Consider the following 21,262-nt stretch of genomic DNA (forward strand, 5'->3'; position numbering starts at 1 on the left):
TACATATAGCTTATGACGGACGATCATAATACAGATGCCGACGAAGCCGGGTCGTACACCAGTCCCTGGATCGTGCGATGGGTCGGGAAGCCACTGTTGATTTTGATTACGCTGGCATCATTGGCCTGGGCCGGTGACTTGTATCGACGGGTTGGTTTGATTTTCCTGAATGAGCAATTCTATGCCGGCATGCTTGCCCTGGGCATGCCGGCACTTTTCCTGATAATACCTGCAACGGGAATACGTAAACGGCTGTATGTGCCCTGGTATGATATTCTGATCGCGATTGTGATGGGGGCGACCTCTCTTTACATCATGGTCCAGTTTCCCGTTTTCATTATGAATTACGGCGGCGCCACTACCGGCACGTTGATTGCGGCGACCATCCTTTTGATTGGTGTGGCAGAAGGGTTACGCCGAACTGCAGGCACTGTTCTTCTGATCTTCCTGTTGGCGTTTCTGGCTTTCGCGTTGGTCGGGCATTTTATTCCGGGACGATTGCAAGGGGATGATGTAGCGCTGGATCGCCTGATACCGTACGTCACGCTGGATCCAAATGGTATCTTTGGAATTCCGATACATGTTTCAACCACCATTGTGATTGCCTTCATTTTCTTTGGGTTTTTGTTGGAACCAAGCGGCGGTGGGCGGTTTTTTGCCGAAGGGTCAACCGCTCTTATGGGCCGGTTCCGCGGGGGATCTTCCAAAATTGCCGTTGTCGCCTCAACACTTTTCGGGTCGATATCTGGAAGCGCCGTATCCAATGTTATCGCAACGGGATCCATTACCATCCCAATGATGCGCAAAGGCGGGTACAGCAAGTCATCTGCGGCCGCCATTGAAGCGGTTGCATCAACCGGAGGTCAGCTGATGCCGCCCATGATGGGGGTTGCAGCATTTCTGATGGCGGAGCTTTTGCAGGTTGATTATTCAGAGGTTGTGCTTGCGGCGATAATTCCAGCATTTCTGTATTACGTTGCTTTGTTCTTCATGGTCGATCTGCAGGCTATTCGGGATGGTATTACGGCGGTTGACCGGAAACTGATTCCTCTCTTGATACCGACATTAAAACGAGGGTTTGTCTTCCTCTTACCTTTTGTCGTGATAATCGTTGGTCTTTTCGTATGGCACTTACAGCCTGAAACGGCGGCACTTTATGCCGCGTTGATAACACTGCCTGTTGGTTTTCTCTTTGGCTATAAAGATACAAAGCTAACGGTAGGTAAGGTTGTGACCGCGCTGACCAATACGGGCAAAGCCTCATTGGAATTGCTGATGATCGGTTGCGCCGCCGGTGCCATCATGGGGGTTCTAAACATAACGGGTCTGGGGTTCGGGTTGACCTTGGGATTGGTTGATTTAGCCAATGGCAATCTTCTTGTCCTGTTGGTTCTGTCTGCAATTCTTTGCATTGTTTTGGGTATGGGGTTACCGACAACAGCGGTTTACATTCTGCTGGCAACCTTGGTGGCGCCCTCAATCGTGGAAATGGGTGTCTCGCCAATGGCGGCGCATATGTTCGTCTTCTATTATGGAATGATGTCCATGATTACGCCGCCTGTTGCCATTGCCGCCTTTGCCGCAGCCACGGTGGCAGGTGCACCGATGATGCAAACCGGATGGCGCGCGGTTCAGTTTGGCTGGGTCGCGTATCTGATTCCATTCCTCTTTGTGTATTCACCCTCTCTTCTTTTGCAGGGGTCTGTGTTTGAGATTGCCTTAACCCTGGTCACGGCAAGTCTGGGGGTTTGGGTAATATCGGGTGTAGTCGTTGGCTATCTGGGGCAGAAATTATCGACGTTCCGTCGGGTGCTTTATTTACTGGTTGGATTGGGGTTGTTGTTACCAGTCGATGCGTCCGTCTATGCACATTGGATCAATGTCGTCGCTGGGGTCTGCCTGGCGCTGATAATGCTGTCAGACCGTGCGATCTGGCGCAGGAGTATCTCGGGTCGAAAACAAGGATCGGATTAGTTATGGAGGGGACCCAGAGACTATTTATCAATTTGCATGGCAGGTTGAATCTGCTGGACGGCCTCATGCAGCAAGGGCAGAAACTTGCTGATCAGATCCTCAACAGTCGCAAAGGTGGTTGCAACACTGGAATTCAGGCCAGCGATCACGGTGCCATTCGGACCGTGTATTGGAATCGCAATGGATCGGACTCCAAGTTCGGTTTCCTGATCAGAGATACTGTAACCTTGTTCGCGAATTGTAGCGATGCCCGCCATGAAGTCATCGATATCCGTAACTGTATGGGGGGTCCTTTTGATCAAATCGAGTGTGGAGAGGTAGTGCCGCAAGTCCTCATCTGACCGGCCGGAAAGGATGATCCGTCCGATTGATGAAGAATAAATAGGAAAGCGCGACCCCACAGTCACATTAATGGCATAAACACTGCGATGACTTTGAGCTCGGGCAACATAGATGACCTCATCACTGTCTTGGACACCAATCGAAATTGTGCCGAGAGTCTGATCGCAGAATTCATTCAGAATTGGTTGGATCGCGTCCCATTTCGACATTGTAGAGAAATAGGCATAGCCAAGTTCCAGGACCTTTGGGGCCATGTAAAACCGCTTTTTGCTTTGTCGCACATAGCCCAGATCACACAGGGTCAACAGGAACCGACGTGTCGTGGCGCGATCCAGGTCGACGATGGCGGCAATGTCACTAAGCGTTGCGCCATCGGTGACAGTGCCCAGGGCTTTCAATGTATCCAGCCCGCGGGCAAGGGAACGAACATGAGATCGATTGCTTTCATTCTTGACATCATCTGGTGCCATCAAAAAAATTCTCCTGAAGAACTATTGGGCGCTTAGTGAAATCATAGAGTGAATCCTAGAATGTTCCAGTGTGATTATAAAAGGTTCTTTCAATAAAGGCCAATTCAGACAGAGCAAGATGACTGTTCTGAAATGGCGCAGATAAATGATTTCAAAGGGGAGTGAGTATGACGGCTGCGATCGCATCAGTATCACCAAATGAATTGGCGGATTGGTTGGAGGATCTGGAAGAGATTGCGCTGATCGATGTGCGGGAACAGGGTGATTATGCGCAGGGTCATTTGCTGTTTGCGTCATCGCTGCCCCTGTCCCGTTTGGAACTGATGGTTGAGCGCGCAATTCCTCGGAAATCCACACGTATCGTCCTATGCGACCAGGGGGATGGTGATCTTGTGGTTCGCGCGGCAGTCGTTCTTTCCCAGATGGGATACACGAATCTGTACCAATTGGCCGGTGGTGTGGTGGCATGGTCGGACGCCGGGTATCGGACGTTTTCCGGTATATATGTTCCCAGCAAGGCCTTCGGTGAAATTGTAGAGCATTATTATGATACGCCAAATATTGACCCGGATGCCCTGGCCCGAATGGTTCAGTCCGGTGATAACGTGAAGATTTTTGATTGTCGCCCAAAGTTAGAGTTTCGCCGTATGAGCATTCCTGGTGCCGTGAATTGTCCTGGTGGGGAACTTTTGTTGCGCCTGCCGGAGATATTGCCGTCGCGGGAGACTGTTGTTGTTGTCAATTGCGCGGGCCGGACGCGCAGCATTCTTGGGGCGCAGACACTGATCAATGGGGGGATATCTAATCCAGTCATGGCGTTGCGGAATGGAACCATGGGGTGGCAATTAGCCGGATATGAGGTGGATCGGGCACGCGACAACGTCGTCTCCATGCCGGGAAAGGCTGGTCAGGCCCAGGCCAAGGATTTGGCGCAGGCATGGGCTGAGCGTGAGGCTGTTCGTTCTATATCATGGGACACGTATCTTCGTATGGGCCAGGATGCCGATAGGACTACCTATCTGTTCGATGTTCGCGACATCGAAGAGTATCAGGCGGGGACTCCAGAGGGGGCGGTGCTGGCCCCTGCGGGGCAACTTGTTCAGGCCACAGACAGCTATGTTGGCACGCTGAAAAGCCGGATTGTTGTTTTTGATGATAAGAAGGTGCGGGCGATTATGGCTGCGACCTGGTTGGCGAAGGCCGGTCGGGACGAGGTCTATATTCTTACCGATGCGCCACATGAAGTTTGTCACGCTCCGGCGACAGGTCCGATTGGACCGGCGCCAGTTATTTCTCAAGACAGGGTGATGTCTCCCTCTAAATTGGCCGCCCAATTGGATGATGGTTCAGTATGGTTATTAGACTTGGCGACCAGTCCTGAATTTCTCAATGGTCATATAGCGGGGGCACATTTTTGTATCCGCTCCAGGATGATGAACGCTTTGTCGAAGCTGGATCCGGAGAAAGACATTGTTCTGACGTCGCCAGATGGCGTCCTGGCGGCCTGGGCTTTGCCGGAAGTAGCGGCGGTCTGGCCGCGGAGGGTTCATCTGCTTTCCGGCGGGACGCAGGGCTGGCAGTTGAGCGGGATGGCACTGGACAAGGGGTTCCAGGAAACCTTGGAACCGCCGACGGATCTTTGGCATACGCCCTCTTCAGAATTTGGCGGCGGTAAAGCGGCGATGGCCGAATACATTGAGTGGGAAACAGGCCTTATCCCTAAGCTGAAAGGGGAGCCTGGTTTGCGCTTCCGATTGCCGTATTGATTTATCCTGGGTCGGAAAGCGATCAATCAGTCTTGTCTTCCTCAGCCTTCAGCCGATCGCGTTTCAGATAGAGCTGCATGCGTTAGCATGAGTTCGCGTCAGATGTGCCAGATGTGATGTCTCAATAGGTTGTTCATTCGGGAATTGTTTTAAGAAGTACGGGCTGCGGGTTTCAACATTGACACTGGCAAGGATCATGATTATTTTAGCAAATAACGCACGAACGTGCGCATAGTGAAATAATAAGAATTTTGAAAGGAAACGAACCAATGGTTCTGGGGTTGTCGTCTAAACATATGGAACTGGTGGAGCGCGTTAACGCCGTCGCACACGATGGGATTGCAGATCGGGCGTCCCAGTACGACAGGGACGCTGCATTTCCGGTTCAGGATATTGAGGATCTACGCCAGGCAGGCTTTTTATTGTGCACCCTGCCTGAAAAGGATGGGGGACTTGGGTTTGGCGTCAATGGGTCAGACCCGCTATCGTTTTTTCTAATTGTGGAACGTCTTGCCGCCATCAGTCCCGCAACGGCACATTGTTTTCAAGTTCACTGTAATGCCATGCAAATCTTACGGGAATATGGCTCAGACGAGCAGGTTAAACGCTTCATTCAGCCAACGATTGAAAAAGGTCATCTTTTTGTCGGGGCGGGGTCTGAACCCGGCGGTGGGCGACACTCTTCTACCGCCACCCCTGTTGACGGCGGCCTAAAAGTTACAGGCGTTAAGCACTATGCGACAAACGCAACTCACAGCACGTGGATGACAGTGCATGTCCGCAATGAGATCAGTGAGTTGATGGAGACGCTGGTCGTAAACACGAACAGTCCCGGTCTGACAATTGATGCCAGTGTCTGGGACCCGACAGGTATGCGCGCCTGCGTCAGCCCGTTGTTGACCTTTAAGGATGTCATTGTTCCAGAAGATTGCATCATGGCGGATTCGGAAGGGTTTTTTAAGAATCTTTGGCTGGGTAAGATCAATTTTGGCTTCACTGCGAACTATCTTGGGGGCGTACAAGGCCTGTATGAATTCACGCGGGATTATCTGAGGGATCGGGGTCAAAAAGACAACGAGGTCTATCAAACCGCGCTGGGTACAATGAAGGCACGGCTCGATGCGGCGCGTCTGCTTTTCTATAATGCAGCGTCTATCCTGCCTGTCGATTGCGAAAAGGCCCTGATCGCCAGCAATCAGGCTAAATGGTTGGCCGTCGAAACCGCGAACCAGTTCATTACAGAAATCGGACAGTTAATCGGCAGTTCGGGTTTTTTCAGAAAATATCCGGTGGAACGTCTGGTGCGTGACCTGCAGGTCCACACGCTGCACCGTCGCCATCATGTTGGTGCCGGTATCGTTGGTCAGGCAGAACTGGGCCTGCCGTATGATCTGAATAAATCCTGAGATCCGACACAATACGGATCTATAAACCGGGGAGCGGAACATGACACAAAAAAATCCTGGCGCCGAGGATCTGGGTGAACCAGACGGTGTTTATAATTCGTCACAACCAGGCTCGTGGTCTAAAGCGTGGCAGACAGACCCGATGGGCGGCGCGCTGAGTGATCACTGGCCGGACCTGATTGCAACATTTCGCTCCCGCGCGCCATTGGGCAGTATGGCGCCTGATTTTAAGGGAGAGGTGCTGGATGGGCAGTCGGTGTGGCTATCAGATTATCGTGATCATAAGTCTGTACTGATTGTCTTTGGTTCCCTGGCTTGCCCGCCCTGTGTGACAAATATCCGCATCAATGACCCAAATCTGGTTGGGTTATATGAAACCTATGGGGAAGCAGTTGAGTTCTTGTATCTCTATACAAGGGAAGGGCATCCCGGCTCAAAAATTGTTCCGCATACCACAATGGAAGACAAGCGGCAGAACGCGCGCCGCCTGAAAGCAGAGGAAGGGATTACATTTCCAATCGTAATCGACGATCTGGTGGGTACTATCCAGCGCTCCTTTGTTCATCCGCATTTCAACAATCCGGTCTTTCTGATCAATCGCGCTGGAATAGTTACATATAAATCCGCTTGGTTGGATGCTTCTGAGCTACCGCAAGTGCTGGAGGATCAAGTGCTGTGGGACCGCAGCGCGCAGACCGATGCAACCATTAAGAAAAGCTACAGCGAACGTATCCGGCCGTTACGTGAACCGTACGATGTGAATTGTAACAAACGGATCAAGCGGCTGATGGACGATATCGGGCTGCCCCAGATAGCAATGGGCGCAATTCCCGGTATCGATTCTGAGAAGACGGGAGGATGAAATGACATCGAACTGTAAGCGGGTTCATGCCGGTCCCTATATTGTGGATCGTGCCTGTTATACCGATCCGGAGATTTTTGATCAGGAAGTCGAGCGCATCTTTGAGAAGTCCTGGGTCTTTATCGCCCAGGCGAGCGAACTGGCTGAGATCGGTGACTATCGCACCGCCCTGATTGGCCGACAGCCTGTTATCGCCATTCGCGGTGAAGACGGAGAAATCCGGGTCTTCTTTAACAGTTGTCGTCATAAGGCGACGATGTTGTTGACGGAAAAACAAGGGAACTGTCAGAAAATTCGCTGTCCGTATCATCATTGGCAATATGATACCGAAGGAAATCTGAAATCCATTCCCCGTTATGAGGCATATGGCGGGGCCTTAGATATGACGCGCCTGGGCCTTGTTCAGGTCCCGCGCATGGGGGAGGTCTTTGGTTTGGTGTTTGCCAGCCTGGACCCCGACGCCCAACCGCTTGATCGCTATATCGGAGACGCGCTTCCCTACCTTAAGGATGTCGCGCTGTATCTTGGCGAGGACATGACCACCATAGGAACCTACGATTACGTCTATGACGGCAATTGGAAGCTGTTGATGGAGAACACAGTCGACGACTATCATGCGGAGTATCTGCATGACTATGCCTTTGTTCAACGGGCAAAAGTGTTCGGCATGGAAGATTCTGGCGGGTTCATGTCCGAGGAAGGAAGTCATTTCTCCGTTGAATTGGGACGGCATGGTGCATTTGATCAACATGATGACAAGCGAACTCTTGTTACCCAAAAGGTGCGCAGCCGTCGGGTTTATCTGAATGTCTTCCCCTCGTTAATCGCCCTATATAATCCAGTCTGGGATGTAACCGGGTTGCGGATCATGATCCCTGAAGCGGTCGATCGCACGCGGGTGATCAATTATGTTCTGGCACCAAAATCCGCTGATTCTGAAAGAATCAGGCTGATTGGGGAACGGTTCCATTATTCTTGGGGGCCAGGGGGGCGTGCGGGTGTCGACGACATTCATGTCTTCGCACAGATCCAAAAAGGCCTTCAGGCCAAGGCTGGGGGCAAGATCATCATTTCCCGTGGGCATGAAACGCCAGGTCCGAATGGTGGGCCGACTGAAGACCATGCTGTACGCGCCTTCTGGAGCGGGTGGCGGGAATTCATGGGGGATATCGCCGAACCTGCTGATGGCCAAACCATTGATGCAAGTATGGAGCAAGCCTATGCCGAAAACTAATCAAATCGCTGGGGCGCGCTTGTTGTTGGATCGTTATATCAGCGCTCTTGACCAGCGCGATTTTCAGGCTTGGTTGAACCTGTATCATCCTGAAGGTTTTTATGCGGTCTTGCGTCGTACTGAGTATGAAACCGGCAACAATGTGTTGTTGGTTGGCGAGGATTTGCGACGTTTGCGGGCCCGGTTTGAATCAGGCGAAAGCCGCGATAAGCGCCGTATGCTGCACAGTATTGCCTGGATTGTCGAAGGAAAGGAGGAAGGGTCCATACTTGCTGGCTTCACCCTTTGGCTTGATGGGCGTCCTTCCAATTGTGGTTGCTACGAGATGCGTTTGGTGCAGGACGATCAGGGCCAAATGAAGATCCGGCGTTGCACTGTTATTCTGGATGGCGATGTCATTCAAGACACGGTCTATCTGCCGATCTAGGGAGGATGCCATTATGGTCGGGCCAACAATAAGTTTCAGTCATATGGGCCTCTTTGTCAGGGACATTGATCTTATGGCCAGCTTTTATCAGGAGGCATTAAATCTGGTTGTGACAGACCGCGGTGATCTTCCGGGACGCACGCTGGTTTTCATGAGCAGCGATCCCAGGGAGCATCATCAGGTTGTCCTGGCCACGGGGCGCACCGGCGAGCTGACCGATAAAGTGGTCAATCAGATTTCCTTTCGTGTCGGGTCGCTGGAGGAGTTGCAGGAGTGTTACCGTCGCCTGCAGGACATGTCGGGCGTTAGTGATTTCCGCTGTATCAATCATGGGACATCCTGGACCCTGTATTTCCGGGATCCGGAACTGAACCGCCTGGAATTGTTTGCAGATGCGCCCTGGTACATTGCGCAACCTGTTGCAGAGCCTTTGGATTTGACGCTTCCGGCTGAAGAAATTCGCACGGCGACGCTGCAAATGTGTCAGGCAGATCCAACGTTTGAACCGATTGAATCCTGGCGTGCTCGTTTGGCCGCTAAAATTGAAAAAGGTCGTGCCGCGCAGCAATCTGGGGCGACTTAATAAGCCGCTATAAAAATATTAAGGAGATCGTATGAAACTCGTAAGTTATGATTATAAGGGATCTGTGCAAATCGGTCTCTTGCTTGGCGATGATCAGGTTCTGAACGTTGCTCAGATTCTCAGCGCGGCGGGGCTTGGTTCAGATGCGGGTATGATTGACCTGATAGAACAAGGCGATGGGGTGCTGGATAAGCTCTATGCTTTTGAAGCAGATCATGCAGGACAGAAAACGCTGGCATTATCTGATGTTACATTATTGTCGCCAATCGCCCGCCCACGAAAAAATGTTTTCTGCGTTGGGCGAAACTATCTGGAGCATGTTTCTGAGGCATCTGAAGCCCGTGGACGGGAAATGAAGATCCCGACGGATCCCCAGTATTTTACCAAACCACCAACAACCGTGATCGGCCCTTTTGATGATATTCCGCTGCATTCTGACGTAACTGATAATCTGGATTATGAAGTCGAGCTGGGGGTGATTATCGGCAAGAAGGGCGTTAATATTCCGAAATCCGATGTATTGGATTATATATACGGCTATACGGTGATTAACGATATCACTGCACGAGACGTTCAGCGCCGCCATGACCAATGGTTCAAGGGTAAAGGGTTGGATGGCAGTTGCCCGATGGGACCATGGATTGTTCCGTCGCGTGAAATCTCCGATCCCGGCGCGTTGGATATTTCGCTGACCGTGAATGGTGAAATGCGACAAAACTCCAACACGCGGAACATGATTTTTGACCTGGCGACCCTGGTATCTGTCCTCTCTCAGGGGATGACATTAGAACCTGGGGATATTATCGCGACAGGCACCCCCAGTGGTGTTGGTTTTGCGATGAAGCCCCCCTGTCTGCTTAAGGATGGCGATATTGTTGAGGCCAGCGTTGCTGGCGTTGGAACGATCCGAAACAGGGTTTCAGGCTGACGAAAGACCGGATGTCGCAATGACCGGGGAAAGCAAACAGTTGCACCGTTTTGTTGCGGATGTTGATCTGGATCGCCTTCCGGCGACAGTTATAGCACGGGCAAAGCGGCATATTCTGGAAACCGTGATCCTCGCATTGGCGGGCGGCTCCAAGGAAGGGGTTGCCGAAATTCGGGCCCTTGCAAAGGTTGAATACGCCCAGGGTCCCAGCGCTGTCTGGGGTGCTGGTGACAGATTGCAGCCTTCCGGTGCGGCCCTGGTCAATTCGTATGCCGCTGCCGCATTGGATTACGATACATTGTGCAATACCGTCCATGGCGATGTGGTCATTATTCCGGCGGTCCTAGCCATGGCGGAGGCAAGGCAGGCGACCGGACGTCAGCTACTGGAGGCCTATATTGCGGGTATCGAGGTAACAGCGCGGCTGTCTTTCTCTGCCCAACCGCCGCAACGGGGATGGACCCATACCAGTGTGTTCGGTGTTTTCGGAGCGGCTGCGGCCGTTGCCCGATTGATTGGGTTGCCAGAAACCCGTATCGGCCATGCAACAGGCATTGCGCTCAGTCTGGCGGCCGGGTCACAACAATCGAATGTTGAGAAGGTTCTTACCAAACGCTTGCAACCGGCCTTGGCCGCACGAAACGGTGTCTTTGCAGCATTGGCGGCGGAGGCCGGAATCTCAGGGCCACAGCAAAGTCTTGAGGGACGATGTGGGCTGTGGTCCCTGTATCAGGCAGGCGATCCGGCGCTGCTGTTGAAGGATCTGGGTGGGGATTTCCGCTTTCTTGAAACCATTCTGAAAGGGTATCCGGTCTGCAGTTGCAGTCATGCTGCCATTGTCGCCTGTTTGGAACTGATCGCTATAAATGCCCTGGATCCGGCCGATATCTCCGAGGTTGAAGTTACAGTGACCCCCTTCATGGTGCATATGGTTGGTGGAGACTTCGATCCCTCCCGAGACCCGGTGGTCGCGGCGCAATTCTCCATTCGCTATGCCCTTGCGTGTTGCATCTTGCGCGGTGGAGTTTCCCTAGCGGACCTTGATCTGGCGGCAATATGTGACCCGGCTATTCAGGAATGGGCGGCGCGCATACAGATTACCGTTGACCCGGAGAATGACGGTGAACTTGCGCCTGCTCGGGTGCGCTTGAAAACCCGAAGTAAAGGTGTGTTGGAACGCTGCGTCTCTGTGATGCCTGGCAGCGTCGAGGCGCCGCTTTCTGACGCTGCTTTCAAGGGCAAATTGCAGGATTGTGTGGATCGAATCCCCGGCTTTTCAGAGCAGGGGGGACTTGTTCGCTTAGAGGAAATTGTTGAGGCGATAGACCGGTCAGATCAATGCACAGACCTGACCGGGTTTCTCGCGGCGGTCGGTCAGTCTTCCAATGATTTCGACCAGCGCCCCTGAATGGCGATTTGGTCGCGCGCGCGACGTTGCCTGGGGGTCTTTTCTCGCGCCAGCAGGTCTTCCTCCAGCAATTGATCCGCGTCGCCGGTGCGACCGATTGCAATAACCGTCATTGGTTTATAGATCTCCGGTACCCCCAGAGTATCTGCTATCTTTGAGTCGAATCCCGCCATCTGATGGGTTGAAAGCCCCAGTGCCTGTGCCTGAATCGTCAGATGGGCGACCGCTTGCCCCGTGTCATAGGCTGCGTGGGGCAGGGGCGATTGATCCTCCTTCACGTGCTTTGCCAGGGCGAGAATGAGGACGGCCGCATTCGGCGCCCATTTCGCATTGCCGGGCTTCAGCGATTTTACAATTTCGGCGAAAGTAGAGTCTCCACGAATTCCGATCAGAAAACGCCACGGTTGGGTGTTGCTGGCGGATGGGGCCCATCTGGCTGCTTCCAAAAGGGTATCAATCGCAGCTCCCTCCATACTGTCGTTTGGATCAAAGGCGCGCGGGCTCCATCTTTCGGCCAGCAGGTCATGGATGGGGGGTGAGGCATTGGCTCTTTTCATGAAGTGGCTCCATCTATTAACAAAAGCATCTAGACAATGTGCGCCTGGCGCATTAATGTTTATTAGATGAAATTGAACGATGCGCTAACTTAAGTCAACCGACAGGATATCGAGTGCCATCCTAGGCGGGTTTCATGAAAAGAGGAACGAACGCGTGAGCGAAGAATTTTCGGGTAAAGTAATTTGGGTGGTTGGTGCGACGGGCGCCCTTGGTGAAGATATTGTAAATCAATTGACCTCGAAAGGGGCAACTGTCATTGCCTCTTCCCGGCAAATAGAGGGGAAGGGGGCGCCGGTCCTTGGAATCCATCCGATGAATGTCGATGTCACAAGGTTCGAAACAACGGAAATGGTGGCACAGCGTATTGTTAAGGACCACGGCGGCATCGATGGGTTGGTGGTGACAACCACATTACCGATCTTTGGAGACTTCATGGATCTTGGGGATGCAGAATGGGAGGCAGTGCTGGAAACGAAGATGATGGGCACGATCCGCCTAATTCGTGCGGTCGTCCCATCTATGCAGGCGCGGGGTGGGGGCAGCATTGTTGCGCTGAGTGGTGGTGGTGGGATCAACCCGTCGCTGCGACATTTACCCGGTTCAGTCGCGAATGCCGGAATAAATCTGGTGGTCAAGGGGCTGGCGAAGCGTTTCGGGCCGGATCAGATCCGGATAAATGTGGTTTCTCCTGGGCCAATTGAATCGCCCCGACTGGAAGCGATTCGAAAGGCCAAGGGACCCAGCACGAAAACACCGCTTGGCGGAGCTGGCGAACCGGATGATGTCAGTAATGCTGTCGTCTTTCTGTTGTCCAGTAAGGCCAAATATATTACCGGCGCCAACCTTGCGATTGATGGTGGCGGTCGCCTGGAAGATCCTAAATAGGCGCTTTTACACACTCAATGATCTAAAACCGGATTCATCAGTATGCCAATCTCAATCATGGACTGGATACGGTCCATAATGGAGCGCCTAAAGCCAGCGTCTATATTCAATCACTTCCCAGGTTTTCTGGTTTGTGTCGTCGTTGCGACTGCGGCGCAGTTCATATCAGAACATTACGGCGCGCCTGTAATGCTGATGGCGCTGCTGCTGGGGATGGCCCTGCATTTTCTATCTGTGGAAGGCCGCTGTATGACGGGCATCCAATTCTGCGGACGGGCGGTGTTGCGCATTGGCGTTGCCTTGATGGGGGTGCGGATCAGTGCATCCCTTTTGGCGGTTGTTGGGCCTTGGCACATTGCCTTGCTTGGTGTGGCACTGCTGCTGTGTATTGCCTTTGCCATGCTACTAGGGCGCTTTCTGCGGGTGCGAAAAACTTTTGCATTGTTGACTGGGGGGACCGTCGCAATTTGCGGCGCGTCGGCGGCGATGGCCATAGCCTCTGTATTGCCACGTCATAAGGATTCTGAAAAAAACCTATTGTTTACGGTTGTTGGAGTTACGGTTCTCAGCACGGTAGCCATGATTCTGTATCCGATCCTGGCCGGGCAGCTATTTGACACGGAAGCAGAGATTGGATTCTTCCTGGGGGCAACGATACACGATGTCGCTCAGGTGGTTGGTGCCGGATTCTCGGTGTCCGAAAATACAGGTGATATTGCCACCCTAGTAAAATTGATCCGGGTCTCACTTTTGGCGCCCGTGGTTGTGGTGATTGCTCTCGCGGTTCGAAGTCAGGGTCGTCACACCGGCTCGATGGGTTCACGCCCCCCGCTACTTCCGGGTTTTGTGCTGGGTTTCCTTGTTCTGGCCGCGCTTAACTCTTTTGATCTGATCCCTTTGGCGATCACTGACGGATTAGGCGAAATCTCCCGCTGGTCCCTGATCATTGCCATCTCTGCCGTTGGAATGAAAACGTCATTAGGTGAGGTTATGGGGATTGGCCGATCTGCTATGATTCTAATCCTAGCAGATACGATCTTCCTAGCCGCTGTCATTTTGGGCGGGCTTGCTCTGTAGACTGGGTCGCCGCGAAGGTCCTTTCGCTGCTATAACTCGGCTATTTGAAGCGCGCAGGTCATTGTCAGCGGCAATCTCACTTTTTGAAGCAGCCGTTTCATCTCCGATGGCGAAAGGTGCGCACATGTCTTGCGCCCGTTAAAGAATGTCTTTCCAGATTGGCGCTCAGCCTGCAGGAAACCTCTGTAGCTGCCGTTCCCGGTTTGCGGGCGGGCTAATTATGGGGCCGCTTGATCGGGGCCCCTTCGGCTATAGAGCCTTCGCGCCATTGCGTGGCGCTCATCCCAAACTCGCGCTTAAACGCTTTGCTGAAAACAGAAGCATCGGTATAGCCCCAGACACTTGCAATCTCCATCACGTTGAGGTGGCATTTTTGCGGATCCAACAAATCCTCTTTGCAGCGGGATAAGCGCAGCCTGTGTATATAAGCGCTGACGCTAGATTCAGCGCGTTCAAACAGCTTGTGAAGGTATCGGACGGAAATTCGCTGGGACCGCGCTACTGTTTCGGCTGACAAGGAAATGTCATGAAGGTTCCTGAGAATGTATTGTTGGATCTGCTCCAGGTGTATTTCAGCAAGGGACTCTTTCTCGCCTTTTACCGATCCTTCAAGTAGCGCGGCGGAGGCGGCGAGGAACACGCCCTTGACGCCACTGGAGCGCTCTCCCTGACGAAGGTCATCGATGCGCCGGACCATCTGTTGCATAAGCCCTTCCACCAACAGGCCGACACCATTGTTCGTGGTGGTCCGTGCGCCTCGGAACCTGGCCGCTCTTGGAATGCGTGACGCAACGTCGCTCCAGGGCACGACCAGAGTTGTCTTTTGCATCGTTTCCAACACTTCAAACTCATATGGAACGTCACTGCGCCAGGCGATTACATCTCCCGCACGCGCAATGACCTGCTCCGTCCCGAACTGAATTTTCTCGACTCCGGATTGGATGATCTGGATGCCAAAGCTGGGGCATTCATGATGGACCTTCGTCCTGTCCCTTCGACCCGAGCAGGGGTCGCAGCGGCATTCTATGAGGGACAGGCCATTGATCTCGCGCGACCGAATTTTGGATGAGAAACCAACGGACAATCGCTTCGTGATTTCGATGGGGCGATACACCGCGCCCATTGCCTGCTGCAATGCATCTGTTCGGTCCGCAAAGGGTATATTGGACGCGGACCAATGCTGTTCGCTCGATAGAATCGTTCCTTGCATTCTTGCCTCCTCCCTTATTCTGCACAATGTGCACATTTTGACCAATCGTAGTGCACAAAAGGGCAAAAAGCTATCAGGCAACTTAGCTATAGTCGATTAGATCGCCTCCAAGGCGGCAGCTTGCAATAATCACAAATGGGAGGATTTACATGAGTAACGCGCGACTGCCCGAAGTTGCAACGCAACTTGACCAGGTTGATTGGAAGCCATTTCCCGAGCCTTTCGCTTTTGGCGGTATCCGTTGGAAGCTTCTCCACACCAGCCCGGGTACCGGGGACTGGTCGGCCATCTTCGACTGCCCCAAAGGATCCAGCATTGCCCCTCACACGCATTTTGCGAGCGGTCAGTATCTTTTGACCAAAGGGCGTATGGACATTCGTGGTGGAGTGGAGAAGGGTGGAGCAACGGTTCTTGCTCCAAGCCATGGATACGAGTCTAACGGTGCCGTTCACGAGCACACCAATTTCCCGATCGATAGTGAATTCTACATGACGTTTGATGGTCCCGTTGTATTCACCAACCCGGATGGCTCGGTGATGGCCGTTGTCGGGTGGGAGCAAGCCCGGGCTGCTTGGTCGGCCTAGTCCCCACCCAAGCAATACAGGCTGTGGCGGCATTCTGGGCCGCCACAGCTTGAGAGAAGCATTCAATAATCGATAAGGTCATTGACCATAGGGGGAGCATTGGAAACCACTGTTGGAGGACTCATTCGGGCGGCCGCTCGTCGCTATGGTGCGAAGACTGCACTCATTGTTGGGGATGCAACGTATAGTTACGCTGCGCTTGACGAACAGTCGTCCATTCTGGCTGCTCATCTTGAGCAGATGGGATTTCAGAAGGGCGACGTAATCTCTCTGTGTGCGCCCAATTCCGCTGAGTGGATCATCAGCTATTACGCTATCCTCAAAATGGGGGGTGTGGTCAATCCGCTGAATCTGATGCTGACACCCACGGAAGTCGCTTACGCAATGAAAGATTGCGGTGCAAAAGCCATTTTGGGGGCGGCTGAGAACCTGGCGGCTTTGAGCAGTCTGGCCGATGAAGGGATGACTGCCACAAGAATCGCCTGGGGGGAGCCAGTTCCAAAGGCTACCATTCAGTTTACCGATCTGCAGACCTGGCCCGCTGATGTTGAACCCGAATATCCGGTGTCAGGACTGCAGGCAATCGATACATGCAGTGTGAGCTACACATCCGGGACCACAGGTCATCCGAAAGGCGCTTTGCTGACTCATGGCGCGATCCTGATGAATGTCGAGATGACATCTGTCATGCATGCGCGGACTCATGAGGATGTAATCGTTTCGGCGCTGCCATGCTCACATGTCTATGGAAATGTTGTCATGCAAAGCACGTTCTCGCATGGCGGCACCTTGGTTCTGCATGCTGCGTTCGATGCCGAGAGAATCGCACAAAGCATCGAAACGCATCGCGCCACCCTGCTTGAGGGGGTGCCAACCATGTACATGTATCTGCTTAACTTTGGGCGTCTCGACCAGTTCGATCTGTCTTCATTGACCCGTTGCACTGTCGGTGGCCAGACGATGCCTGTTTCCAAGCTAGAGGACGTCGAGCGGGTTTTCGGCTGCCCGATACTTGAACTCTGGGGTATGACAGAAATCGGAGGTCTGGGTACCACACATACTTTTTATGGCCCGCATAAGTTGGGATCGATTGGCATTGCTATGCCTCATGTGGAGATCCGAATCGCCGCCGTTGATGATCCGACCGCACCGATTGAGACCGGTCAGGTAGGGGAGTTGCAGGTTCGGGGGCCCATCACAATGCGTGAATACATTGGCAACAGCGCCGCCACGGCAGAGGTTCTGCTGGAGTCCGGCTGGCTCAGGACGGGTGATCTCGCATATATCGATGCAGAAGGATTTGCGTTCATCGTTGATCGGCTCAAGGATCTTATCATCACCGCCGGATTTAATATTTATCCTGCTGAGCTAGAGCGGGTGATCGCTGCTTACCCTGGCGTCGCGATGGTTGCGGTGGGCAGTGTTGCAGATGACGACAAGGGCGAATTGGCAAAAGCCTATATTGTCCAAAGAGAGGATGCCCAGCTGGACCTTGAGGACCTGCGCCGATATTGTCGCGAGAATCTGGCCGCTTATAAGGTGCCACGTGCATTCCAACTGGTGCCCGATCTGCCAAAGACGAGTACCGGCAAGATCATGCGCCGTGCCCTGCGTCAGCTCGACTCCGATTGAATTGAGGCCAAAATGACCATGAAGACTGAGAGTATCCGTGAGGAGTCTGTTACACCGCCCGACCAGACACGCGGCTTTTCATTCAATCACACCATGTTGCGTGTGAAGGAACCAGAGCGATCGCTGGACTTTTATTGCCGTATCATCGGGATGCGTTTGCTCAGAAAAATCGATTTTCCTGATCTGCGTTTTTCTCTCTATTTCCTGCGGTTCTGCACCTCGGAGGACTCTGTTCCACAAGATAGCGCCGAACGCACCTGTTGGCTGTTTGGTCAGTCAGGCGTGCTTGAGTTGACCCATAACTGGGGTACTGAGACGGACCCTGATTTCAGTTACCATGATGGCAATCGTCAGCCCCAGGGATTCGGGCATCTGTGCGTCTCCGTCCCGGACCTGGCCGCCGCCGTCAGTTGGTTCGACGAGAACAACATCGCTTTCGTCAAACGCCCGGATGAGGGAAAAATGAAAGACATCGCCTTTATCAAGGACCCCGATGGCTATTGGATTGAGATTCTCCAACCGGATTTGCTTGGGGAGCTTGGGCGCACGCGCTGAAAGCTTTAGCCTTTTGCTGCTCCGATGCATATAGGGGGCATGGGAACAGGTGTCAGATCACCGCGGATGGAGAGCGCGGGGCAGGCCGTTCAATGCCCATCGCCGCCCAGAGCAGAGGATTTTGGACTATCCGGGAGGTTTTTAGCCTCCAACTGGATTTCTATCGTCCCAAAGGCTCCACTTGCTTTGACGGTGTGGCGGTCGCCCTGGGCAGTTGGACCCGCGATCAGCGCGGCTTCCGGCGCATCCGAAAACCAAATCTCAGTCGCAACGAGTCAGTCGCAACGAGAAGGGGCAGGCCAATTTCACGTGGCCTGCCCCGTTCTTTCAATTTACCCGATGCTAGAGACTAGCGGTATGGGTAGCCTGCTTTCTGCATAACGGACGCATATTTCTTAAACGCATCGACAACGCGTTTTGGACGGTCGCCCTGGGTTGCGATTTCATCCCAGAACTTTTCCGCATCCGCGACAACCGTGGCCCATTCCTGTGGTGGAATGGATGTGAGTTCCATTTTCTCACCTTCAACACGCAACCGTGCTTCGCCACCCCAATACCAGGTCGCGCGATAATAATGCGATTGGTCGATGGTGATTTTGAACAGTTCCTGCAGGTGGGCTGGTACTTTTTCCCAACTGGCCGAGTTTGCGAAGTAAGACCCGAACCACGCGCCGGTCACTGAGTTGGTCAGTGCATAGTTACAGATGTCAGCCCAACCGACCTCATAGGCTTCGGTAAAGCCACACCATGCAACGCCGTCAAGCTCACCGGTTTGAAGGGCGACTTCGACGTCATCCCAAGGAACCGTGACAGGGATCAACCCGTATTGGGAAAGGAATTTACCAGCGGTTGGTACGCCAAAGACGCGCTTGCCTTTCATGTCGGCAAGGGAGCGGATCGGCTCTTTTGTGAAGATGTGCAGCGGATCCCAGGCACCGGCAGACAACCAAGTGACATTGTCAACTTCGTCATAGGCTTCTTTCCAGATCTCATTCAACCCGTAATAATTGAACATCGCGGGCACATCGAGCGAGTAGCGCGTGGCGAAGGGGAAATACCCGCCAAAGACGGAGATATCCACTGGTGAGGCCATGGTAGCTTCATCCGACTGAACCGCATCCAGTGTGCCATTCTGAAGCGCACGGAAAAGCTCCGACGTTGGTACCAGTTGGTCGGCATAATACAGCTCGATCTCCATTTCGCCATTTGCGGCGGCATTGAAAGCATCGATCTGTGGCTTGATCACATGCGCACCAAGAGGGGCACCTGAATAGGTCTGCAAACGCCATTTAATTGGGCCCGTCTGGGCATGGACTGCTGGCGCTGCCAAAGCGGATGCCGCCCCAACAACCGATCCGGCCAAGAACTTACGGCGGGTTGAGAGAATCTGCTCGGATGGACTTTTTTTGGTATCTTCAGACATGTTTTACACCTTCTCTGTTGGTAAATGATGGCCTTGCACTGGCCATTCTGGGGTTAACCTCTGACAAATTCGGGCAGCCAGAGCGCGATTTGCGGGAACAAAAGCACAAGTGCGATTGTGAATGTCATCATAGCCACAAAGGGCCAGATGGATCTGTAGATATCGGGCAGTGAAATCTCCTTCGGTGCCATCGCCCGCATCAGGAACAGGTTATATCCGAAGGGGGGCGTTATATAGGCGATCTGGCATGTCATCGTGTAGAGCACGCCAAACCAGATCAATTGGTTCTCAAAGCCGAGATCAAGGACTTTGACCAATGGAATGTATAGCGGTGCCACGATAACCAGCATCGCGGTATCATCCAGGAACATGCCCATCACGATAAAGCTGACCTGCATCATGATAATGACCTGCCAGGGCGTCAGTTCCCAACGGTTGAGGAAAATGTCTTCGACCGCACGCACCGCGCCGATCCCATCGAATACCGCCCCAAATGCCAAGGCCGCCAGGATCAACCAAAGAAACATGCAGGAAACGCCCAGTGTCTTGCGCGCCGTTTCGTGGACCATCTTGAAGCTGAGGCGTCCCTTGACGGCCGCCGCTAACGTCGCCGCAGACGCACCCACGGCGGAGCTTTCAACAAGGCTGGTCACACCCATGATGAAGAGCCCTGTCATCGCAAAGAAAATCAGGAATGGGATAATGCCCGCACGCAACAGCTTCAGCTTTTCGCGCATCGGCATATTGAGTTCTTCGTCTGACACAATCGGCGCAAGTTCAGGTTTGAGCTTCACGCGGACAACGACATAGATCACGAACATCGTTGCCATCAACAACCCCGGGATCATCCCGGCCAGCCAAAGCTGAGAGACAGGTTGGCGGGCAATCATGCCATAGAGCACCATGACGACGGATGGCGGCACCAGGATACCAAGCGACGATCCGCCCTGAACCACACCCGTGATCAATACCTTGTCATATCCCCGGCGCAACATTTCGGGCAGGGCAATTGTTGCCCCAATCGCCATGCCAGCGACCGACAATCCATTCATCGCCGATATGATCACCATCAGGAAAATAGTCCCAATCGCCAGACCGCCGCCAACGCGACCGAACCAGACATGCAGCATTTTATAAAGATCTTCGGCGATGCCGGATTCCGAAAGGACATAGCCCATATAGACAAACAAGGGCAGCGTGAGCATCGGGAACCAGTTGAACAGTTTGAAAGCCGCAGAGAACGGGATTTCGATACCGCCCGTTCCATAAAGCATCAGCACCATTGCCGACGCGACAAAACCAATGGCCGCAAAAACACGCTGTCCGGTCAGGAGCAGGACCAGCATGGATGCGAACATGAGAAGGGCAATCAACTCGTGGGTCATTGAACGGCTTCTCCACGTAAGTCATTTATATGTTTAAATATCTGGGAAATGGTTTGCAGGATCATCAGCACGATACAGGCAACCATCAGCGATTTAATCGGGATCATGGATGGGTTCCACATCGAAAACCGCGTTTCGTTCGTATCAATGGCATAGTCTAAACTGGAGATGGATCCGTAGAGCAGCACCGAAAGATAAAACAGCAGGCAGGAAATCGTGACCAAATCCATCAGCGTTTTGCCCCGGTGCGATAGGCGTTCATAGAACAAGTCCATGCGCACATGATCGCCGTCCTTGATGGTCATTGCGCCGCCCATAAAATAGTACGCGGCCAAGGTAAATTGCGCGAACTCAACACACCAATGCAGTGGAATATCGATGATATTGCGGGTGATGGCGTCCAGCAGTAACACCCCGACCATCAAAAAGATCAGATACATCGCAACAATACCGACATACTGTGCCGCGCGATCAACCAAACGCACATAGCTGCGCATTACATTTTGCATTCGATAGTCCCCATTCTGTAACCCCCTTATATTCTCGGGACCTG

At 53.0% G+C, this 21,262-nt stretch carries 21 protein-coding genes; 14 read left to right on the forward strand and 7 right to left on the reverse strand.

Annotated features, from left to right (window positions below):
- The first annotated feature begins 12 nt into the window (after nucleotides 1–12).
- Nucleotides 13–1,974: a TRAP transporter permease gene (locus ACOSDR_RS18995; RefSeq protein ID WP_420722408.1), complete on the forward strand. Its 1,962-nt coding sequence runs from the start codon at nucleotides 13–15 to the stop codon at nucleotides 1,972–1,974.
- Between the two features lie 20 nt (nucleotides 1,975–1,994).
- Here the strand turns inward: ACOSDR_RS18995 and ACOSDR_RS19000 are convergent, their stop codons facing one another.
- Nucleotides 1,995–2,786 (reverse strand): IclR family transcriptional regulator domain-containing protein, encoded by a 792-nt coding sequence (locus ACOSDR_RS19000; RefSeq protein ID WP_420732251.1) that lies wholly within the window; start codon nucleotides 2,784–2,786, stop codon nucleotides 1,995–1,997.
- Between the two features lie 167 nt (nucleotides 2,787–2,953).
- On the opposite strand from ACOSDR_RS19000, the gene ACOSDR_RS19005 reads away from it, so the two are divergent.
- The 8 genes from ACOSDR_RS19005 (at nucleotide 2,954) to ACOSDR_RS19040 (ending at nucleotide 11,400) form a co-directional block, all read left to right on the forward strand.
- Nucleotides 2,954–4,552, forward strand: coding sequence for a rhodanese-like domain-containing protein (locus ACOSDR_RS19005; RefSeq protein WP_420732252.1), 1,599 nt, complete (start codon nucleotides 2,954–2,956; stop codon nucleotides 4,550–4,552).
- 269 nt (nucleotides 4,553–4,821) lie between these two features.
- Nucleotides 4,822–5,958, forward strand: coding sequence for an acyl-CoA dehydrogenase family protein (locus ACOSDR_RS19010; RefSeq protein WP_420722411.1), 1,137 nt, complete (start codon nucleotides 4,822–4,824; stop codon nucleotides 5,956–5,958).
- Nucleotides 5,959–6,100: 142 nt separating this feature from the next.
- On the forward strand, nucleotides 6,101–6,820 hold the full coding sequence (locus ACOSDR_RS19015) for a peroxiredoxin family protein (protein WP_420732253.1): 720 nt from the start codon (nucleotides 6,101–6,103) through the stop codon (nucleotides 6,818–6,820).
- A 1-nt stretch (nucleotide 6,821) separates the two neighbouring features.
- Nucleotides 6,822–8,054 (forward strand): aromatic ring-hydroxylating oxygenase subunit alpha, encoded by a 1,233-nt coding sequence (locus ACOSDR_RS19020; protein WP_420722413.1) that lies wholly within the window; start codon nucleotides 6,822–6,824, stop codon nucleotides 8,052–8,054.
- The gene (locus ACOSDR_RS19025; RefSeq protein ID WP_420722414.1) at nucleotides 8,041–8,481 is read left to right on the forward strand and encodes a hypothetical protein; all 441 of its coding nucleotides are present in this window, start codon (nucleotides 8,041–8,043) and stop codon (nucleotides 8,479–8,481) included. The genes ACOSDR_RS19020 and ACOSDR_RS19025 overlap by 14 nt, the downstream gene beginning before the upstream one ends.
- 43 nt (nucleotides 8,482–8,524) lie before the next feature.
- Nucleotides 8,525–9,064 (forward strand): VOC family protein, encoded by a 540-nt coding sequence (locus ACOSDR_RS19030; protein ID WP_420732273.1) that lies wholly within the window; start codon nucleotides 8,525–8,527, stop codon nucleotides 9,062–9,064.
- 31 nt (nucleotides 9,065–9,095) lie between these two features.
- On the forward strand, nucleotides 9,096–9,992 hold the full coding sequence (locus tag ACOSDR_RS19035) for a fumarylacetoacetate hydrolase family protein (protein ID WP_420732254.1): 897 nt from the start codon (nucleotides 9,096–9,098) through the stop codon (nucleotides 9,990–9,992).
- Nucleotides 9,937–11,400: an MmgE/PrpD family protein gene (locus ACOSDR_RS19040; RefSeq protein ID WP_420732255.1), complete on the forward strand. Its 1,464-nt coding sequence runs from the start codon at nucleotides 9,937–9,939 to the stop codon at nucleotides 11,398–11,400. The genes ACOSDR_RS19035 and ACOSDR_RS19040 overlap by 56 nt, the downstream gene beginning before the upstream one ends.
- Here ACOSDR_RS19040 and ACOSDR_RS19045 read toward each other — a convergent pair.
- Nucleotides 11,367–11,957, reverse strand: coding sequence for a nitroreductase family protein (locus ACOSDR_RS19045; RefSeq protein WP_420732256.1), 591 nt, complete (start codon nucleotides 11,955–11,957; stop codon nucleotides 11,367–11,369). The genes ACOSDR_RS19040 and ACOSDR_RS19045 overlap by 34 nt on opposite strands.
- Nucleotides 11,958–12,111: 154 nt before the next feature.
- Here ACOSDR_RS19045 and ACOSDR_RS19050 point away from each other — a divergent pair, with 154 nt between their 5' ends.
- Both ACOSDR_RS19050 and ACOSDR_RS19055 read left to right on the forward strand, forming a co-directional pair.
- Nucleotides 12,112–12,843, forward strand: coding sequence for an SDR family NAD(P)-dependent oxidoreductase (locus ACOSDR_RS19050; protein WP_420732257.1), 732 nt, complete (start codon nucleotides 12,112–12,114; stop codon nucleotides 12,841–12,843).
- A 78-nt stretch (nucleotides 12,844–12,921) separates the two neighbouring features.
- Nucleotides 12,922–13,920 (forward strand): YeiH family protein, encoded by a 999-nt coding sequence (locus tag ACOSDR_RS19055; RefSeq protein ID WP_420732258.1) that lies wholly within the window; start codon nucleotides 12,922–12,924, stop codon nucleotides 13,918–13,920.
- Nucleotides 13,921–14,134: 214 nt separating this feature from the next.
- Here ACOSDR_RS19055 and ACOSDR_RS19060 read toward each other — a convergent pair whose 3' ends face one another.
- Nucleotides 14,135–15,130, reverse strand: coding sequence for a helix-turn-helix domain-containing protein (locus ACOSDR_RS19060; protein ID WP_420722421.1), 996 nt, complete (start codon nucleotides 15,128–15,130; stop codon nucleotides 14,135–14,137).
- A gap of 149 nt (nucleotides 15,131–15,279) precedes the next feature.
- Here ACOSDR_RS19060 and ACOSDR_RS19065 point away from each other — a divergent pair, with 149 nt between their 5' ends.
- The 3 genes from ACOSDR_RS19065 to gloA all read left to right on the forward strand — a co-directional run bounded on the left by ACOSDR_RS19065 (nucleotide 15,280) and on the right by gloA (nucleotide 17,901).
- A complete protein-coding gene (locus tag ACOSDR_RS19065) occupies nucleotides 15,280–15,714 on the forward strand; it encodes a cupin domain-containing protein (RefSeq protein ID WP_420732259.1) in 435 nt (144 codons plus the stop codon).
- Nucleotides 15,715–15,813: 99 nt separating this feature from the next.
- Entirely contained in the window at nucleotides 15,814–17,346 is a 1,533-nt protein-coding gene (locus ACOSDR_RS19070; protein ID WP_420732260.1) for a class I adenylate-forming enzyme family protein, read from the forward strand.
- Between the two features lie 12 nt (nucleotides 17,347–17,358).
- On the forward strand, nucleotides 17,359–17,901 hold the full coding sequence (gloA, locus tag ACOSDR_RS19075; RefSeq protein WP_420722424.1) for a lactoylglutathione lyase: 543 nt from the start codon (nucleotides 17,359–17,361) through the stop codon (nucleotides 17,899–17,901).
- An 89-nt stretch (nucleotides 17,902–17,990) separates the two neighbouring features.
- On the opposite strand, the gene ACOSDR_RS19080 is transcribed toward gloA, so the two are convergent.
- The 4 genes from ACOSDR_RS19080 to ACOSDR_RS19095 form a co-directional block, all read right to left on the reverse strand.
- Nucleotides 17,991–18,161: an aspartate dehydrogenase domain-containing protein gene (locus ACOSDR_RS19080; protein ID WP_420732274.1), complete on the reverse strand. Its 171-nt coding sequence runs from the start codon at nucleotides 18,159–18,161 to the stop codon at nucleotides 17,991–17,993.
- 89 nt (nucleotides 18,162–18,250) lie between these two features.
- Complete coding sequence (gene dctP / locus ACOSDR_RS19085; RefSeq protein WP_420732261.1) at nucleotides 18,251–19,324, reverse strand: TRAP transporter substrate-binding protein DctP; 1,074 nt, start codon at nucleotides 19,322–19,324, stop codon at nucleotides 18,251–18,253.
- Between the two features lie 53 nt (nucleotides 19,325–19,377).
- Nucleotides 19,378–20,709, reverse strand: a complete 1,332-nt coding sequence (locus ACOSDR_RS19090) for a TRAP transporter large permease (protein ID WP_420732262.1) — start codon at nucleotides 20,707–20,709, stop codon at nucleotides 19,378–19,380.
- On the reverse strand, nucleotides 20,706–21,218 hold the full coding sequence (locus tag ACOSDR_RS19095) for a TRAP transporter small permease subunit (RefSeq protein WP_420722429.1): 513 nt from the start codon (nucleotides 21,216–21,218) through the stop codon (nucleotides 20,706–20,708). The genes ACOSDR_RS19090 and ACOSDR_RS19095 overlap by 4 nt, the downstream gene beginning before the upstream one ends.
- Between the last annotated feature and the right edge of the window lie 44 nt (nucleotides 21,219–21,262).

The organism is Hwanghaeella sp. 1Z406 (assembly GCF_048892425.1).
Taxonomy (GTDB): Bacteria; Pseudomonadota; Alphaproteobacteria; order UBA8366; family Aestuariispiraceae; genus Pacificispira.

What these genes read in the sequence shown, in the direction of transcription:
- ACOSDR_RS18995 (WP_420722408.1), top strand. Translation starts at nt 13, where the DNA reads ATGACGGACGATCATAATACAGATGCCGACGAAGCCGGGTCGTACACC.
- ACOSDR_RS19000 (WP_420732251.1), bottom strand. Translation starts at nt 2,786, where the DNA reads ATGGCACCAGATGATGTCAAGAATGAAAGCAATCGATCTCATGTTCGT.
- ACOSDR_RS19005 (WP_420732252.1), top strand. Translation starts at nt 2,954, where the DNA reads ATGACGGCTGCGATCGCATCAGTATCACCAAATGAATTGGCGGATTGG.
- ACOSDR_RS19010 (WP_420722411.1), top strand. Translation starts at nt 4,822, where the DNA reads ATGGTTCTGGGGTTGTCGTCTAAACATATGGAACTGGTGGAGCGCGTT.
- ACOSDR_RS19015 (WP_420732253.1), top strand. Translation starts at nt 6,101, where the DNA reads ATGGGCGGCGCGCTGAGTGATCACTGGCCGGACCTGATTGCAACATTT.
- ACOSDR_RS19020 (WP_420722413.1), top strand. Translation starts at nt 6,822, where the DNA reads ATGACATCGAACTGTAAGCGGGTTCATGCCGGTCCCTATATTGTGGAT.
- ACOSDR_RS19025 (WP_420722414.1), top strand. Translation starts at nt 8,041, where the DNA reads ATGCCGAAAACTAATCAAATCGCTGGGGCGCGCTTGTTGTTGGATCGT.
- ACOSDR_RS19030 (WP_420732273.1), top strand. Translation starts at nt 8,525, where the DNA reads ATGGGCCTCTTTGTCAGGGACATTGATCTTATGGCCAGCTTTTATCAG.
- ACOSDR_RS19035 (WP_420732254.1), top strand. Translation starts at nt 9,096, where the DNA reads ATGAAACTCGTAAGTTATGATTATAAGGGATCTGTGCAAATCGGTCTC.
- ACOSDR_RS19045 (WP_420732256.1), bottom strand. Translation starts at nt 11,957, where the DNA reads ATGAAAAGAGCCAATGCCTCACCCCCCATCCATGACCTGCTGGCCGAA.
- ACOSDR_RS19055 (WP_420732258.1), top strand. Translation starts at nt 12,922, where the DNA reads ATGGAGCGCCTAAAGCCAGCGTCTATATTCAATCACTTCCCAGGTTTT.
- ACOSDR_RS19060 (WP_420722421.1), bottom strand. Translation starts at nt 15,130, where the DNA reads ATGCAAGGAACGATTCTATCGAGCGAACAGCATTGGTCCGCGTCCAAT.
- ACOSDR_RS19065 (WP_420732259.1), top strand. Translation starts at nt 15,280, where the DNA reads ATGAGTAACGCGCGACTGCCCGAAGTTGCAACGCAACTTGACCAGGTT.
- gloA (WP_420722424.1), top strand. Translation starts at nt 17,359, where the DNA reads ATGACCATGAAGACTGAGAGTATCCGTGAGGAGTCTGTTACACCGCCC.
- dctP (WP_420732261.1), bottom strand. Translation starts at nt 19,324, where the DNA reads ATGTCTGAAGATACCAAAAAAAGTCCATCCGAGCAGATTCTCTCAACC.
- ACOSDR_RS19090 (WP_420732262.1), bottom strand. Translation starts at nt 20,709, where the DNA reads ATGACCCACGAGTTGATTGCCCTTCTCATGTTCGCATCCATGCTGGTC.
- ACOSDR_RS19095 (WP_420722429.1), bottom strand. Translation starts at nt 21,218, where the DNA reads ATGCAAAATGTAATGCGCAGCTATGTGCGTTTGGTTGATCGCGCGGCA.